General features: G+C 44.2%; 19 protein-coding genes. 2 read left to right on the top strand and 17 right to left on the bottom strand.

The window, feature by feature from the left end:
- Positions 1–25 precede the first annotated feature (25 nt).
- The 14 genes from QZQ46_RS09075 to QZQ46_RS09010 all read right to left on the bottom strand — a co-directional run bounded on the left by QZQ46_RS09075 (position 26) and on the right by QZQ46_RS09010 (position 11,225).
- Positions 26–418, bottom strand: a complete 393-nt coding sequence (locus QZQ46_RS09075) for a hypothetical protein (RefSeq protein WP_296829027.1) — start codon at positions 416–418, stop codon at positions 26–28.
- Positions 419–426: 8 nt separating this feature from the next.
- Positions 427–2,418 (bottom strand): hypothetical protein, encoded by a 1,992-nt coding sequence (locus tag QZQ46_RS09070; protein WP_296829025.1) that lies wholly within the window; start codon positions 2,416–2,418, stop codon positions 427–429.
- A 427-nt stretch (positions 2,419–2,845) separates the two neighbouring features.
- Positions 2,846–3,100, bottom strand: a complete 255-nt coding sequence (locus QZQ46_RS09065) for a hypothetical protein (RefSeq protein WP_296829022.1) — start codon at positions 3,098–3,100, stop codon at positions 2,846–2,848.
- Positions 3,101–3,669: 569 nt separating this feature from the next.
- Positions 3,670–6,210: a hemagglutinin repeat-containing protein gene (locus QZQ46_RS09060; protein WP_296829059.1), complete on the bottom strand. Its 2,541-nt coding sequence runs from the start codon at positions 6,208–6,210 to the stop codon at positions 3,670–3,672.
- A 94-nt stretch (positions 6,211–6,304) separates the two neighbouring features.
- Positions 6,305–6,673 carry a 50S ribosomal protein L7/L12 gene (gene rplL / locus QZQ46_RS09055; protein WP_062411355.1) on the bottom strand — a complete coding sequence of 123 codons (369 nt, stop codon included), beginning with the start codon at positions 6,671–6,673 and terminating at the stop codon, positions 6,305–6,307.
- 61 nt (positions 6,674–6,734) lie between these two features.
- On the bottom strand, positions 6,735–7,292 hold the full coding sequence (gene rplJ / locus QZQ46_RS09050; protein WP_044505053.1) for a 50S ribosomal protein L10: 558 nt from the start codon (positions 7,290–7,292) through the stop codon (positions 6,735–6,737).
- Between the two features lie 175 nt (positions 7,293–7,467).
- The gene (rplA, locus tag QZQ46_RS09045; RefSeq protein ID WP_296829020.1) at positions 7,468–8,184 is read right to left on the bottom strand and encodes a 50S ribosomal protein L1; all 717 of its coding nucleotides are present in this window, start codon (positions 8,182–8,184) and stop codon (positions 7,468–7,470) included.
- Between the two features lie 58 nt (positions 8,185–8,242).
- Positions 8,243–8,668: a 50S ribosomal protein L11 gene (gene rplK / locus QZQ46_RS09040; RefSeq protein WP_044505050.1), complete on the bottom strand. Its 426-nt coding sequence runs from the start codon at positions 8,666–8,668 to the stop codon at positions 8,243–8,245.
- Positions 8,669–8,757: 89 nt separating this feature from the next.
- On the bottom strand, positions 8,758–9,297 hold the full coding sequence (gene nusG, locus QZQ46_RS09035; protein WP_296829018.1) for a transcription termination/antitermination protein NusG: 540 nt from the start codon (positions 9,295–9,297) through the stop codon (positions 8,758–8,760).
- Between the two features lie 15 nt (positions 9,298–9,312).
- Entirely contained in the window at positions 9,313–9,546 is a 234-nt protein-coding gene (gene secE, locus QZQ46_RS09030; protein ID WP_296829016.1) for a preprotein translocase subunit SecE, read from the bottom strand.
- Positions 9,547–9,593: 47 nt separating this feature from the next.
- Positions 9,594–9,743 (bottom strand): 50S ribosomal protein L33, encoded by a 150-nt coding sequence (rpmG, locus tag QZQ46_RS09025; RefSeq protein ID WP_014015374.1) that lies wholly within the window; start codon positions 9,741–9,743, stop codon positions 9,594–9,596.
- 214 nt (positions 9,744–9,957) lie between these two features.
- The gene (locus tag QZQ46_RS09020) at positions 9,958–10,314 is read right to left on the bottom strand and encodes an HI0074 family nucleotidyltransferase substrate-binding subunit (RefSeq protein ID WP_296829014.1); all 357 of its coding nucleotides are present in this window, start codon (positions 10,312–10,314) and stop codon (positions 9,958–9,960) included.
- A 223-nt stretch (positions 10,315–10,537) separates the two neighbouring features.
- Positions 10,538–10,723 (bottom strand): ferredoxin, encoded by a 186-nt coding sequence (locus QZQ46_RS09015; RefSeq protein WP_044505044.1) that lies wholly within the window; start codon positions 10,721–10,723, stop codon positions 10,538–10,540.
- 229 nt (positions 10,724–10,952) lie between these two features.
- Positions 10,953–11,225, bottom strand: a complete 273-nt coding sequence (locus QZQ46_RS09010; RefSeq protein ID WP_296829012.1) for a heavy-metal-associated domain-containing protein — start codon at positions 11,223–11,225, stop codon at positions 10,953–10,955.
- A 301-nt stretch (positions 11,226–11,526) separates the two neighbouring features.
- Between QZQ46_RS09010 and QZQ46_RS09005 the strand changes: the two genes are divergently transcribed.
- Positions 11,527–12,822: an amino acid permease gene (locus QZQ46_RS09005; RefSeq protein WP_296829010.1), complete on the top strand. Its 1,296-nt coding sequence runs from the start codon at positions 11,527–11,529 to the stop codon at positions 12,820–12,822.
- Between the two features lie 219 nt (positions 12,823–13,041).
- Here QZQ46_RS09005 and QZQ46_RS09000 read toward each other — a convergent pair whose 3' ends face one another.
- A complete protein-coding gene (locus tag QZQ46_RS09000; protein WP_296829008.1) occupies positions 13,042–13,689 on the bottom strand; it encodes a flavodoxin family protein in 648 nt (215 codons plus the stop codon).
- Between the two features lie 175 nt (positions 13,690–13,864).
- Here QZQ46_RS09000 and QZQ46_RS08995 point away from each other — a divergent pair, with 175 nt between their 5' ends.
- Positions 13,865–14,191 carry a helix-turn-helix domain-containing protein gene (locus tag QZQ46_RS08995; RefSeq protein ID WP_296829006.1) on the top strand — a complete coding sequence of 109 codons (327 nt, stop codon included), beginning with the start codon at positions 13,865–13,867 and terminating at the stop codon, positions 14,189–14,191.
- Here QZQ46_RS08995 and eno read toward each other — a convergent pair.
- Positions 14,182–15,477, bottom strand: a complete 1,296-nt coding sequence (gene eno, locus QZQ46_RS08990; RefSeq protein WP_296829004.1) for a phosphopyruvate hydratase — start codon at positions 15,475–15,477, stop codon at positions 14,182–14,184. The genes QZQ46_RS08995 and eno overlap by 10 nt on opposite strands.
- A 147-nt stretch (positions 15,478–15,624) precedes the next feature.
- On the bottom strand, positions 15,625–15,801 hold the full coding sequence (locus tag QZQ46_RS08985) for a hypothetical protein (protein ID WP_296829002.1): 177 nt from the start codon (positions 15,799–15,801) through the stop codon (positions 15,625–15,627).
- Positions 15,802–16,147: the final 346 nt, after the last annotated feature.

The following is a 16,147-nucleotide window of genomic DNA, read 5'->3' as shown; positions in this document are numbered from 1 at the left end:
TCGTAAAACAGAAAAGAAACATTTTCTAAATAAACCACTCCTTCAAAATAAGGGCAAATAAAGCAATGATTAGATATTTTGCCGAATTCTTTGTCATATTCATTATCTTTTTATATTTTCTTTCATCATTTTGGTATTTTGCCAAAATACCATCACTATAAATCACAAGCGAATATCCCATGCAAGTTGATATCAACAACCAGGGGGCATATTTTGCGGCATAGTAAAATGAATACACACATCCGAACCATGAAATCAAAGTTATAAATATTCCTAAAAAAAAGGGAATACTATATTGATAAACACGCAACATTTTTTTATCAAAGTTTTTCTGCAACTCTGTTTTTAAAGCATATAAAAAGAAAGCTGAAAGCCCGCTGATTATAAGTATTTCTTTAACATTATGAATAGAAATCATATATTACCTCACTTATTAAAGTCTACTCGCTTTTTCTCTTCTTCTGCATCATTTTTGTCTATCATGGTATCAGCCCCTGCTGCAAATAAAGCGGACATAATATCAGGATTGGTCTTGGTTCGTTCACTATTATATTGACCAAATTTCCCTACACCCGCAGAGAATATTGAGTTCAAAACAATCTCTTCAGCACTTTTACCTTGCATATAATCAGTCACAACACCACTGCCAGTAATGGCTGCCGTCCCTAAATGAGATGCACCATATTTTCCGCCTATACGATTCAATGCCTGTTCTAACAGAGCTTTGCTTACATTCTTTGCATATAGAAACGACGTATCATTCGAATAATCAGGCTTATTATTATTATTGTGCTGCTGGCTCTGTAACAGTAAATCGGCCAAGTCGGACGGATCGGGCGTATTGTTCGGCGGCATCATTTCGGCTGCTGTCACTCCAGAAGAAATACCCGGATTTTTTATTTGCGCCGTCGTGTATTCACCGATACCGTCTGTGACAATAACTTCTCCCGTTTTCCGATTCACTCTGTCATACCGTGCATGGATACCACCCGGCAATACCCAATCATTTAGTTTAACCGTTTCTCCCGTATCATTGGCAATACCAATAAGGTGTCCAAATTCATCACGCTTTCCGGTAGAAGTAGCGGTTCGATCGCCTCCTATATTATATTGTTTGTCTAAATACGCCGTATTTCCGTTTGCATCAACACCATAAATCCGATTATATTGATCGATACCGGCAATAGTATAAATGTCTCCTCCTGCTTCAAATGTATTCGTCTGTTGATAGGTTCCATCTGAATAGGCCAGAACTCGCACCCCCAGTCTATCTGTTTCATAATGACTGGTAACAATGGGTTCAGCCGGGGTGGTTTCGCCAATTTCCGATGGTTCATCGTATGACACAGGGGTACTTATCGTACTTCCCAGATAATTTCCCCAAGCTCCGTTATCTGCGGTTATACTATCCGGAGAATCACCACCGGCAACCTGCTCGCCGCTTAAGGTAAGACCGATAACTGTGACACCCTTAATAGCCTGCCAGGCTTCCACTGCCGCTAAGCTGATGTCCCCCAGAGAAACAGACCATGGAAGTACTCCTTCTGCATTCCATTTTGTTCCATCTTGAGCTGAAGAAGCGCCGCTTTCCAATGAGGATCCAGTAACTTCATTGACCGTAGCCCCCAGCGCTGCACTAATCCATTGCGCTTTCGCCGGGTCGCCTCCGGACCATTCTTTTATCTTATTAATGAGTAGTTCATTCGTAAATCCAGCTGTAAGACCACTGCCTGCTCCATTTCCGGCAATCTGGGACGAGATTTCTGCTACGATACCATGGGCCAAGGACTTATCAAATTTACCGTCACGGTCGTAGTAATGGAGTAGTTCATTAGCATTTTTAGAGAATAGCTGCGCCAGTTCCTGCCGTTCCTTGATATCTTTCTTATCGAAAATCTGATCCAGTTTATGAAGGGAATCCGCTGTATTCCGGTTAATCTGAGACAAATCCGTTTGTGCTTTCGTCGTAATGATCGTCCCCGGTGCAATAGCAGACTGAGTGACAGATGACGATTCATCCTGAGCACCCGGCGAAATAGACGGCGTAAGGCCACTCTGATTGAAATGCCTGTTGCGCTCACTTTCTGAGTCATAGTGATGATAAGAAACACCGATATCCGTCACATCATAGGCTGCCTTATTGCCGATATCTTCCATCGTCAGCGTCCCCGTCGTCAGGCTGTTTTTATCTGCCGCTGCAGTACTGTCTAGGAGCGCTCCCGTAAGATGCGTATTAGATCCGACATGAACTGTAAAACCGCCTTCACCGGCATAGATACCGGCCTGATTCGTTACGCTGGCATAGTCGCTGTCCATACTGCCGTTTCCCCAGAAAGCCGAGCTGCTTGTCATTCCCGGGACATATGGGGTGGAATCATACTTACGAATACCGACAGAACCGATTCCATCCTGCTTCATAGCGTGAATCTGATCGTTCAGCGTCTTGCCGCCTTCATAAATATTCTAGTTAAAATATAAAAATCCAAAAAAGCTGGCATAGCTAATTAACACAGCTATATGGAAATAAAGCTCTTTCATTTCTTGTTTAGTAGCTTTTAAATACTTTCCTCTTCCAAAAACACATGTAGCATACCAAAGAAATAAGAAGCTAACCATAAAAAAATATGACCAGTCTTGATATTCTGCGCTAGGATTCGCAAATATTACATAAAACATATTTAATAAAGAAATAGCAAATCCAATATTAACTAGAAAAAAAGTTTTTTAGGCGTATATATTAATAATATTTTGTCCTTAGGTGTTATCCTAACCTTTAAAATATAGGCTTTTACAATGTGACAAATCATTATCACTAAACCAACTAAAAACACGATTTCTCTCAACCTCATTTGGAGTCACCCCTTTTCTTAGTTTCCTCTTTATCTTGTTTTTCCATCTCTATTTTTTCTCTTTCTATATAAGAATTTGCTCCGGAAGATGTAAGTATTCCTGCACCAACTCCAACAACTGGGCCAGCTAAAGCAGACGCACTAGCCCCTGCTCCTATAGAAATACCAGTTCCTATAACATCCATAGTATCCGCTTTATACTTATATTCCCAATTTGTGTATCTTTCATGATTTTCGACAATACTATCCATAAGAAATCCGAACTGCAATCCAGCATTCACTTTGCCACCAATAGTTTTAGAAAGGTAACTCACTTGTTCGGCTATAGTGGAAATACTCTTTTCAGCTATTATTTATGCCAATTTCTCATTAGTTTTAACCGGCACTTATTTTCTCCCCAATTTAAAGTATATAAACAAGCCATATACTAATAAGAGTCACTATAGTGCCAACTATAATGGATGATTTATACCATTTCATCACGGCTATCTCATGATTAGTCAAAGAATTGTTAGGCTTTAAATACTTTTTACGGCTTTTCATTTCATAGCCATAACAAATTATACTTAACCCATAGCATACAATACCGATTTTCTCCAACAGTGGGAAATACATAATATCCATAACATGGAGTATGCTTAAAAATGGTTCAAAGATAAATAAAAACAACGCCAGGCATCTCAAAAAAAGATTTTGTACATATATTCTATTTAAATCACGGTATATACCTGCTGCGCAAAGAATTATAAAAAAAACAATTGCAATCCCTAAAACATATGGGTAGATTAAATATATGGTTCGTCCATCATAACCTAGCATTCTATTTTCCACGCCCCTCTTTATTTGGTACATCCGGATTATTATTTTGGACATATTTTTGTCTAACTAAGGAACGAATATACTCACCTAAAACACTACCAGCAATTCCACCAACAGTTGCTCCAACTATACTTCCAACAGGTCCACCTAGAGCCCCACCAAATTCTCCGACGAGAGCACCTCCAGAACCAAACGCAACTGGTATGGCATCACTAATAAGTGCATTTGATAAATTTTTTCCTTGATAACGTTGTACATCACTATACATGTCATTCAAAGTAATACCCATGCCTGTAAATCCCCCAGCAGAATTTGTATATTTCAACACTTTGCCACCATATCCTGCACGTTCCAAAGTTTCTGGGATCATATTGGCCTTTTCAGATATGGTATTTTCCAATACAGATTCGCCCAAATTAAATGAGCTATTGCCTGCTTGATTATTATGACTATTCACCGGATATATCGTATAGTAATAATTACCATCCGCTCCAACAGCATAATGGTTTCCATCAGCACCTTCTACGACTTGCCCGCCATCATTGGCTAATTTATCGCCATAATTTTTAAGAATAGGATCGGTCATTGTATAGTAAGTGTTTCCGTAACCATCATCAACAACAGCAACTCCATCTTTATTAACATATGAAGTCTTTCCAGCAGCTACTAAAGCATCTCCTTCATTCATGTATCTATCGGTCAATATCGTTGTATTATCTGGGAGCGTTACATATTTTTGCCCATTCGGTTGGTATCCCCAAGGAAGTTTTGCCAATAATTCATCATCTGGAACATTCGTAAATTCTCTTGGTGGAGCATAAGAACTACCACTAGTAGATAAATCTTTCCATACCCGTTCTCCTTCCACGAACGATTGATAGTAAGCACTTCTAAGATTCGAAATTTCAGCCGATTCTTCTGGCGTATTATAATATTGCGCTACCAGATTATTAATCAGTTCCCTAAACTGAATTCTAAAATTATAATCCATGGCAGCAGAATCATGATCCCTTACGGCATCATAAAATGCTTTCGAGACCTGATCACTCGTTCCATAGAGCTGACTATATCCCATTTCATAATCAGTTAAAGCCAGATAATATGCAAATTTCTTACTATATTCATTTTTTGCCGCATCGATTCCTACTGCATGCTGCAGACCGATAAAATCATTATAATCCTTCAATAGACTCATCTGGTCCGAATGGGTTAACCAGTTATATTCTGTGGCATCCATAGCAATCGCAGCCCCGGAGCCCGAATGAGAGACTACTTGACCCACTAACGCACTGGCTAGTTTATGAAGTTCTGAATTTCCAATGCTGCCTAATTTCTTCTGCAGCGCTTCATTCAAACCCGCACTAGTGATGCCTGTAGTGAATCCATTTCCGGTCATGGACGAAAGAACACCTCCCAATACCCCATGAAGCACTACTTTATATTCTCCACCTTCCTGCCACTTGGAAGCTTCTTGTAAATATTGCTTTGCTAATGTTGTATTTCCTTCTTTATCTGCTTGCATTGCTTTTTGGAGCAGGTCTTTTTGCTTACTTATGGCCAAATCGCCAATCAGGGTAAATCCTTCTTTTGATATAAGACCTGCTAATTCCTGTCGTTCTTTTACATCCTTTCGGTTAAAGATTTCTCCTAACTGATTCAGTGCCTGTTCCGTGTCATGATTAATCTGAGCCTGAGTTTCTTTACCGGCGACCTTGATAATTCCGTCTGCTATCGCAGAATAGGTCGTACTGGCAGATTTCCCCTGCATCGGTATTCCCATTGAGGCTGACGCCCCCAACGGATTGCGCCTATTAGCATTAGTAGATGCTAGGGTAATGCCTTTCGAATCGGCACTGTATTCCGCTTTATTTTCAATATTTTCCATCGTAAGCGAACCCGTATCCAGCGTATTCTCACTGGCGGCTGCCTGACTTCCAATCACGGCTCCTTTCAAATTCGTGTTGTTTCCGACATGAATCGAAAAACCGCCTTCACCGGCATAAATCCCGGCCTGCCGCGTTACACTGGCGTAGTCACTATCCATGGATTCAGTACCAGCAGATACGGAACGGCCGGATGCGATGATATTCGGCACAATTTCTTTCTTGCTGAATCCACCGCTAATGGACGAACTGTCTCCGTTATATGACTTCGTATCCTGCAAGCTGGTGATATGCAGATTCCCACCTATGTCTGCTTTTACCGTCTTCCCGCCTACCTGGGAACCCGTAATATTCACATCGTTCCCAGACTGCATGGTCAGCGTATCCGACGCCGTCACCGTCGTCCCTACATGGGTCGTCGTTGCCGTCGTCCCTTCGTCTTTTTCCTTCAAGAAACTGGCGTCGACACCGCTGATGACCCCGCCGGTAATCGTCATCCCAAGGGAAGATCCTTTGCTATTGTAATTTTCTACAAGGGTCTGCGTATTGGCTGCGGCTCTAAGATCAATATCATGAGACGCTGCCAGGGTAACGTTCTGCCACTGTAAGCTTTCGTCAACAAGGGTTAGATCTCCTTTATTTTCCCGTACACTTTTTATCTGACTTGGGATATTTCCCGGCAGCCCTGGTCTTATTATAGAACATCAAAAAATCCCTGCAACCACAGGTTGCAGGGATCGTAATTGAATCAACTTATTTGAGTTCGACCGTAGCGCCGGCTTCTTCGAGCTGAGCTTTGAGAGCTTCAGCGTCAGCTTTAGCAACGCCTTCTTTGACCGGTGCAGGAGCGCCGTCAACGAGAGCTTTAGCGTCTTTCAAGCCGAGGCCCGTAACTTCACGGACAACTTTGATAACGCCGATTTTTTTGTCGCCAGCAGAAGCGAGGATAACGTCGAATTCGGATTTTTCTTCAGCAGCAGCACCGCCAGCAGCCGGAGCAGCAGCAACGGCAACCGGAGCAGCAGCGGAAACGCCGAATTTTTCTTCCATTTCTTTTACGAGTTCGGAAAGTTCGAGAACGGTCATGTTTTCAATGGCCTGCATGATTTCTTCTTTAGTCATTTTGAAATACCTCCATAGTATCAGTTTTTAAGTTTGTTTTTATTAGTTATAGTAAGCTAAATTAAGCAGTTTCTTGTTCTGCTTTCTTAGCGCGTACAGCGTCAAGCACATAAACCATGTTGCGAATATTGCCCTGGAGTACGTTGACAAAGCCAGAGATAGGGGCCTGCATGCTGCCGACCAATTTCGCGAGGAGTTCTTCGCGGCTCGGCAAGCTTGCCAAAGCATCAACAGCTGCAGCATCAATGACCTGGCCGTCGACGATGCCTGCTTTTACAGACAGCGCTTCGGTCTTTGTTTCTTTGATGAATTCTTTCAGGATCTTAGCCGGAGCTACGGCGTCTTCCGTAGAATAAGCGATAGCCGTCGGGCCTTCGAGAACTGCATCCAATGCATTGTAGCCGAGTTCGTCTGCAGCAATGCGAGTCAAAGTATTTTTGATAACTTTGTAATCGACACCGCCTTCGCGGAACTTACGGCGAAGTTTCGTGACATCAGCAACGGTAAGGCCGGTGAAACCAACGAAAACAGCGCCCTGAGCGGACTGCATTTTTTCTTTCATTTCTTCGACAACCGCGGCTTTTGCCGGGGAAACCGGATGATTTGCAAATGTGGACATGAGTTTGATACACCTCCTTGAATTAGGATTTATATCGTCTTAGCAATCAAAAACGGCCTCATGGACAAACCACGAGGCCGAACTAGTCAAAGTCAGATATCTGCTAGTTTCATAGCCTCAGATGGCGGACATAGTGTCCATTATACATACCTTCAGTCTACAGCTAAGAGAGATATTAATTTTCTTCTTTCTTGGCAGCACCTTTGATGCTGAACTGATTGATGTGGATGCCAGGGCCCATCGTGGAGCTAACCGTGATGGATTTAATGTACTGGCCTTTTGCGCCCGACGGTTTAACTTTGATGAGCGTATCAACCAAAGCCGTCAAGTTATCAATCAATTTATCTGCTTCGAAAGACTTCTTGCCGATAGAGGAGTGAATATTGCCGGCTTTATCCGTGCGGTATTCAACTTTACCAGCTTTGCTTTCGCTAACAGCTTTTGCAACGTCCATCGTTACAGTACCAACCTTCGGGTTAGGCATGAGGCCTTTAGGACCGAGGATTTTACCGAGACGACCGACTTTGCCCATCATATTCGGAGTAGCGATTGCTACATCGAATTCGAGCCAGCCACCCTGGATCTTTTCTACAAGATCATCAGCACCGACAAAGTCAGCACCGGCAGCTAAAGCTTCTTTTTCTTTATCGCCCTGTGCAAATACGAGGACAGTCTTGGATTTACCAATGCCGTGAGGCAGTACCAAGGCGCCGCGGACCTGCTGATCGGCGTATTTCGGATCTACGTTAAGGTTTACAGCCAATTCAACAGTTTCGTCGAATTTAGCCGTATCCATCTTCTTCAAGATGTCAATTGCTTCTGCAACATCATACTGTTTCTGTTTATCGAACAGTTTTGCAGCTTCGGCATATTTCTTGCCTACTTTTGCCATGTTTCTTCCTCCTTATGTGGTTTAGCGGGTTACCCCTTCCACGGGCAGACTTCATCGATTAGTCGACGATGTCGATACCCATGCTGCGAGCGGAACCTTCAATCATTTTCATAGCAGCTTCAACGTCGTTAGCGTTGAGGTCCGGCATCTTAGTCGTTGCGATTTCGCGGACTTTGTCGCGGCTCAATTTAGCTACTTTTTTCTTGTTCGGTTCACCCGAAGCTTTGTCCAGACCAGCTGCTTTCTTCAATAAGACGGCAGCTGGCGGGGTTTTCGTAATGAAAGTGAAGGAACGGTCTTCATAGACGGTAATTTCGACAGGGATGATGAAGCCAGCCTGTTTAGCTGTACGTTCATTGAATTCCTTGACGAATGCCATGATGTTGACACCAGCCTGGCCTAATGCAGGGCCAATCGGAGGCGCCGGAGTTGCTTTACCAGCTTCACACTGGAGTTTTACCATTCTTGCTACTTTTTTTGCCATGGTGAGTTACACCTCCTTACATTACAAGATGTGGTCAAACGAATCGTAACGATTCTCCCACTCGCGGCAGAAAGCCGCATTAGAAGTATTTATTCCAGACCCTTCTCGATTTGAGAATAGTCGACTTCTACTGGAGTTTCACGGCCAAACATATTTGCGAGGCCTTTAATGGTACCCTTTTCTTCATTAATCTCCGTAACGACGGCGATAGAATTTTCAAAGGGCCCTTCGGTAATGCGCACTTCTTCGCCAACTTCGACAGAAATGTGCGTTTTCGGTTCGCTTTCTACTTCCTGTTTACCCAGAATCTTTTCGACTTCTTTAGGTTCCAAGGGAATAGGTTTCGTAGCCGACCCGACAAAACCGGTAACACCGGGAGTATTGCGGACGACATACCAGGAACGGTCATTGACTTCCATTTCAATAAGGACATAACCGGGGAATACTTTCCGTTTAACGGTACGCTTTTTCCCGTCCTTAACGTCAATTTCGTCTTCCATAGGGATGAGGATTCGGTTAATGACGTTTTCCAAACCCATGGACTTGACCTTCTGTTCCAGCGTTTGCATTACTTTATTTTCATAACCGGAATACGTATGGATGACATACCATTTCATATCTGCTTCCATTTAAGCACAGCCCTCCTATCCGACAACAAGCTGGAATAACTTAAACAGCTGCGAGAACGCGCCGTCAGCCACGCCAATGATTACCATTACGACGATGGTAGCAACAATGACCATAACCGTGTAGTTAATCAATTCCCTCTTTGTCGGCCAGATGACCTTCTTCATTTCCACCTTTACACCAGATAAAAATGATTTGCCCGGGTTCTTCTTCTTATTCTTTTGTGCTGCTTTTTTAGCTGAAAGTGCCATATAACCTCTCACATCCAAATAAGATTAGCACAATCTTATTCAATCAATTATTTCGTTTCTTTATGTAACGTTTCTTTTTTGCAGAACGGGCAGTATTTTTTCAGTTCCAAACGATCCGGATTATTCTTCTTATTCTTGTTGGTCCGGTAGTTGCGCTGTTTGCATTCTGTGCATGCCAAAGTGATAGCTGTACGCATTCCTTACACCTCTCTTAAAAATAGTCACAAGCCTAGTTGTACGTAAGACTGCCTTTATAATGTATCACAACAGCTACGTCTAAGTCAAGGAAATTTTTCTGTAACTTAAAAAAGCCAGGCGTTGGTGGACGCCTAACTTTTGTAATGATATCATCTTTTTCAAATTCCGTCAATACCTGAGCATCAATTTTCTGCTTCGAGGGAAAAACAACGATTACAGTTCTTCCTGAAGCTGCGTCAACGCCGGTACGTAGGAATCCAGGATGCGCTGTACTCGGACATCCAGCGAATCGTCACTGCCGAAACGTTCGCGGAGCATGGCCAGCCACAGGGATTCATCGACAAAGAGGTACTGTTCATAAGCCTCGGCAATGATTTCCTTCGGTGAGCCCATGGCAGACAGCCCGAAGCCGTCGCGCTTTAAGGCATCGCGAAAGACGGTCAGCCCCAAATCAAAGACACCTTGGTATAAGTGGACGATGCCGTGGAGGATAAAAAGATTCGACAAGTCCTGCTGCGCTGCCTGCTGCAGCAACTGTAACTGTGCGGAAAAAGCCTGTCTCTCGGTCATATTACCCCTTCTGTCCAACGCCGTCAAATTACGAAAAATAGAAAACGGCAATTCTTATATATAAGTATATATATTATATTATATCATACTTTACTTTATAAGACAGGAAAAACCGCGACTCCGCCCCGCCATCCCAGCTGCAAAAAAAAAGCACTGCCGGAAACTCCGACAGTGCTTTGCATCAAACAAGAAGTATATAAAGAGTATCGATCTTGAAACCGGGTTATGCTTCTTCAATGGCACCGGCCGGGCAGGAATTCATAGCATCCTGAGCCGATTCATTCGTAGCTTCCGTAGCCTCAGCATAAGCTTCGGCCATGCCCGTTTCATCGTTCATGCGGAAAACTTCAGGACAAGTACCGGCGCAGAGACCGCAGGCAATACAGGTATCGTTTACTTTGTACTTCATAACAAATCACTCCTTTGTCCGAATCGCTGTGATTCGAAATACTTGGATGAGTAAGTTAACTCTTACTGTATCTATAGTATACTCACGAATCGGTAAAAGAGCGGTTGCTTTTCCAACAAAGAGCAGTTTCAACGATCTTTTTACAAAAAAATTGCCACGATCTGACGTTTAGTATAAGTTATCCAATTACGTTATATACTTTTAGTCCTATGCATAACATATTTGCAAATTAATTCGATTTTGGTATCGAAGAAACTTCCGTTGCCGTATAGCCGGCATTAACAACTGTTTTCAAAATTGTGTCATCGCTGACATCGTCACCGGCAATAATTTCCGCCTGACCACGCATCAAATCGACTTTTACTTTTTCTATCCCATCGACGCCTTTAAGGGCCTCGGTTACGTGTTTTGCACAGTTTTCGCAGACCATACCGGAAATGTAGACGTATTTTTTTGTTCCGTCTCCTTGATCTTTATGGAAGAGCTGGCTAAAAAATCCCATAATTTCTATGTCCCCCTCTATCTATTACAAAAAAGAAATAAATTCTCATCATCAATATTATAAGCTGTTCTCACTTAACTGGCAAGGTGGATATTGTATACACATTTCCATATATTAAAATTATATTGACGATACCTATAAATCATAGTAAAATGAAATCAGCTAAAACTTTATCTTATTAAATGTTTCTGTTATTTTTATTAAAAAAGGATGTGAGTGTATGTCATTTTTTCGAACGAAGTCCGTATCTCAATTGCAAGATGATGCAAGCAGCTCAAAGCTAAGTAAGAACCTTAGCGTCATGGACCTCACCTTCTTAGGTGTTGGCGGTATCATCGGAGCCGGGGTCTTTGTCTTGACAGGTATTGCCGCAGCTCGCTATGCGGGGCCTGGCGTTGCTTTATCCTTTGTCATCGCTGGTTTCCTCTGTATTCTTGTAGGCTTAACGTATAGTGAATTTTCATCCTTCATCCCTGCTTCAGGCAGTGTTTATTCCTATACCTTTGCTTCTCTGGGTGAAGGGATGGCCTTCTTATGCGGCTGGTCACTAATCCTGGCATATACAGTCACCGCCAGTGCCGTTGCCGTCGGGTTCTCAGGCTATCTGTCCGGCATGAGTGCATCCTTGGGATTTGTCATTCCTGACTATCTGCTCAAAACACCGGCTGAAGGCGGGATCGTCAATCTGCCATCCATCATTATCATCCTTTTGCTCTGCGCGGTACTCATTCGCGGCACCAAGCAAAGTGCAAAATTAAACTTTGCACTGATCCTCGTCGCTTTGGCAGCTATCGTCGCCTTCGTCGTCACAGCTGCACCGCATGCTAATCCCGATAATCTTTCACCCTTTACGCCTTTCGGCATTCGCGGCGTATTCAGCGGCGCATCTATCGTATTCTTCTCGTACATGGGCTTTGACGCCGTTGCTACGTCTGCTGAAGAATGTAAGAATCCGTCTCGTGACCTCCCCATCGGGATCATTTCTTCCATCGCCATTTGTATGGCCCTGTACATCGCCGTATCCCTGGCCCTGACAGCTGCCGTTAACTATACCCAGCTCGATACGCCGGAACCGGTTGCTTATGCGCTGCGTCTCCTCGGCTGGCCTGATCTTGCCAACCTCATCGCAATCGGCGTCTTGGCCGGTATCATTACGACGCTTATCGTTTACCTCTTCGGCCAGTCCCGTATCTTCTTTGCAGTTTCCCGCGACGGCCTCCTGCCGCAGCATCTCTGCAAGATTCATGATACGTACCACACACCGTATCTGATTACCATCGTTGGTTCGATCATTATCGCCATCATCTCCGGTTTCGTTCCGCTGATGCACATCGTCGAATTATCCAACACCGGTACGCTGGCAGTATTCTTAATTAACTTCATCGGTATCGTCGCTATGCGCCGCAACCACCCGGAAATCCCGCGGAAATTCCGTTGCCCGATTCTTCCGATCATTGCCCCCATCGGCGTTATCGTTTGCTTCTACCTTATCTATGAACTGTCGCCGTTGACCCATATGCTCTTCATCGGCTGGCTCGTTCTCGGCTTGATCATTTACTACGGCTACAGCCGCAGCCACAGTCTTCTTAATAAATAAAGTTTAGCTTAGCTCCCCCTTGGTAAGTCAGACTCTTGTACGATAGCTTTACCTCCTTTCTTTAATCTAGTAAAGCGGTACAAAAATAGTCTAATTTAAGTCAGTATTATAACAAAACGGTTGCCGTCCGAGGATTTTCTCTCAGGACAGCAACCGTTTTGTTATGCAAAAATTAAATTCCATTCCCGTAAGGCGTTATAGCTCGCCTTACAATCAAGTTTAGTGATTAAAGTCAGTTCGATGTTCTGTTTCGACATGATCGGCAAAAGCACTTTCTTGCTCTTGCTTCGCAAAGCCTTTCAGCATCCAGGCCATATTGCGGCCGATATTGCGCATGGTCTGAAGGCCTTCCAAATCTTTGAGAACTTCATCGGGCGTCATGCCGTGGACCATGTTCCAATACGTAGAGGGGACAATGGGCATGCTGGCAATGCCAAAGTATTTATTCAATACATCGACGGATGCCGTCGTACCGCCGCGGCGGGCCGAAACGACAGCTGCCCCCGGCTTGCCGGCAAAAACGGGGTAGAGTTCCCCAACGGCAGAGGAGTAAAAGACACGATTCAAGAACGATAAGATCTGACCACTCGGATGGGCATAGTAGACGGGAGAACCAAAGACGAAACCATCAGCTTCTGTGGCCTTTTCCAAGAAACGATTGACGGCATCATCATTGTCATCTTTAAAGATACAGCCATGGCCGTTACACTTATTACAGCCGATACAGTCTCGCATGGGACGGGGCCCTAACTGAAAAATTTCATAGTCGACGCCATTTTCCTTCAGCGTTTTGCCGACTTCTTCCAGCGCCGTATAGGTACAGCCTTTGAGATGGGGACTTCCATTCACCATTAATACCTTCATCATTCATTCCTCCTATTCCATGTAATCCGTTAACTAACTTACACGATATTCCTATCATTATATGGATAAAAGGTCAAAGAATCAACAAGGCACTATTAAGTAAGGTACTATCCCAAAGGGAAGTATTGACTTCATTACTCTCTTTTTGTATCATTCTAACAGAAAGGAGTGTATAATCATGGACGAAAAATTTACATCCGTCGATGTCCAGCCCTTTGCCTACGCCTGTTCCTTATTCAACGGAAAATGGAAGATGCACATCCTCTTTTGGCTTTGGAAAAAAGAAGTGCTGCGCTATGGCGAACTAAAAAAAGCCCTGGGGAAAGTAACACATAAAATGTTATCCCAGCAGCTCAAGGAAATGGAAGCTGACGGCATCATTTATAGAAAAGAATATCCCCAGGTGCCGCCCAAAGTAGAATATGGGCTGACAACACTGGGGAAGTCTCTTATGCCGATCTTACAACAAGTTTGTAGTTGGGGACAAGATCACTATCAGCGCTGAATGCCGAAGGCTTCGAAGCCGGGATAAATCCCTTTGCCGCCGAGTTCGCCTTCGATCTGCAGCAGGCGATTGTATTTTGCAACGCGTTCACTGCGGTTCGGTGCGCCTGTTTTGATCTGTGCCGTGTTCAAAGCGACTGCCAGGTCTGCAATGGACGTATCTTCCGTTTCACCGGAGCGGTGGGATACGATAGCCCGGTAGCCGGAACGATGAGCCAATTTAATGGCTTCCAGCGTTTCCGAAATGGAGCCGATCTGGTTCAATTTAATGAGGATAGCGTTGCCGCTGCCCTGGGCAATCCCTTTAGCCAGGCGTTCCGTGTTGGTAACGAATAAGTCGTCACCGACGAGCTGTACGCGCTGACCCAAAGCCTGAGTCAATTTTGCCCAGCCTTCCCAATCTTCTTCGTCGAGACCATCTTCGATGGAGTAGATCGGATATGCATCGGACAGTTTCTTCCAATGAGCGATTAATTCATCCGTCGTAAAGGACTGACCGCTCTTCGGCAGATGGTACTGCCCCTGTTTTTCACCTTTCCATTCGCTGGCAGCTGCGTCGAGTGCCAAGACGAAATCCGTGCCCGGTTTGTAGCCGGCTTCTTCGATAGCTTTCAGGATGTACTGAATAGCTTCTTCATCGCTGGCGAGGTTCGGAGCAAAGCCGCCTTCGTCACCAACAGAAGTAGCCAAGCCTTTGCTCTTCAACAAAGCTGCCAGTGCGTGGTAGACTTCAGCGCACCAACGGAGGCCTTCATGGAAGGAAGGAGCGCCGGCAGGCATAATCATGAATTCCTGAACGTCTACCGTATTGGCAGCATGAGCGCCGCCATTCAAAATGTTCATCATCGGTACGGGCAGGTAATTACCGTTTACGCCGCCTAAGAAGCGGTACAAGGGAATATCCAGCGAAGCTGCAGCTGCTCTGGCCGTAGCCAGGGATACTGCCAAAATCGCATTGGCACCCAGACGGGATTTATCCGACGTGCCGTCAGCATCAATCATCAGACGGTCAATGCCGTAGGTATCAAAGGGATCCTGTCCTTTTAATACGTCCTGCAGTACCGTGTTGATGTTTTCAACGGCTTTGGTTACACCTTTGCCGCCATAACGGCTCTTATCGCCGTCGCGAAGTTCAAGAGCTTCAAACTGGCCTGTCGATGCGCCGCTGGGAGCTGCGCTGCGGCCTACCGTGCCGTCAGACAAAATAACGTCGGCCTGTACCGTGGGGTTACCGCGAGAGTCCAAAATTTCACGACCAACAACTGCTTCAATACGAATGTTCTTCATTCAAAGCCCTCCTCTATATACATAAAAAGTTAAGTAAATTCTGTAGTACTATTTAATTTGGTTACATTATACTATAAGCAACATGATTTTGCATAGTGCTTTTTGAGAATCTTTATTATTATAAAATCATTACTCATTAAGTATTGTTTAAATCAGAGGAAAACATGCATAAAAAAAAGAGGCATCGGTATTGACCGGTGCTTCTTTGGTTTTAGCGAGGCTGATGGATTTTTCGGCAAAGCTGAGTCGCAAGCTTTCGAAGTTTACAGGTTCCACCGCAGTGCCACGGGCGGAGACATGGGGATGATCAATGGCCGTATCCATAGAGTAAGGAAAAAACTTTTAGCTCGACATCTGTATAAAAATGTTTTTCTTAATGATTCTGTAATTCTGAGTAATTTTATCTTAAGGTATGACAGGTAGTTCTGACGGCGGCTGTATGGGGTTTTAAAAGCTGACACATGAATCTGATAACGGCAGTCTTGTTGCTTGCAGCATCCGTCTTAAAGGCTGGCACATTATTCCGACAACGGCAGTCCCGTCGTCTTCGGACATCCGTCGTAATTTTTATTTCATTTCATCTTTCATATAACAAAAGAAGCACTAGCATATGCTAGTGCTTCTTGCTTAATCAGCGGCTTCCTATCCTCCCAGGGGGCCTCCCCCCAAG

The organism is uncultured Megasphaera sp., assembly GCF_900539295.1.
Classification (GTDB): Bacteria; Bacillota; Negativicutes; order Veillonellales; family Megasphaeraceae; genus Megasphaera.
This window is presented reverse-complemented; position numbering and strand designations above follow the sequence as displayed.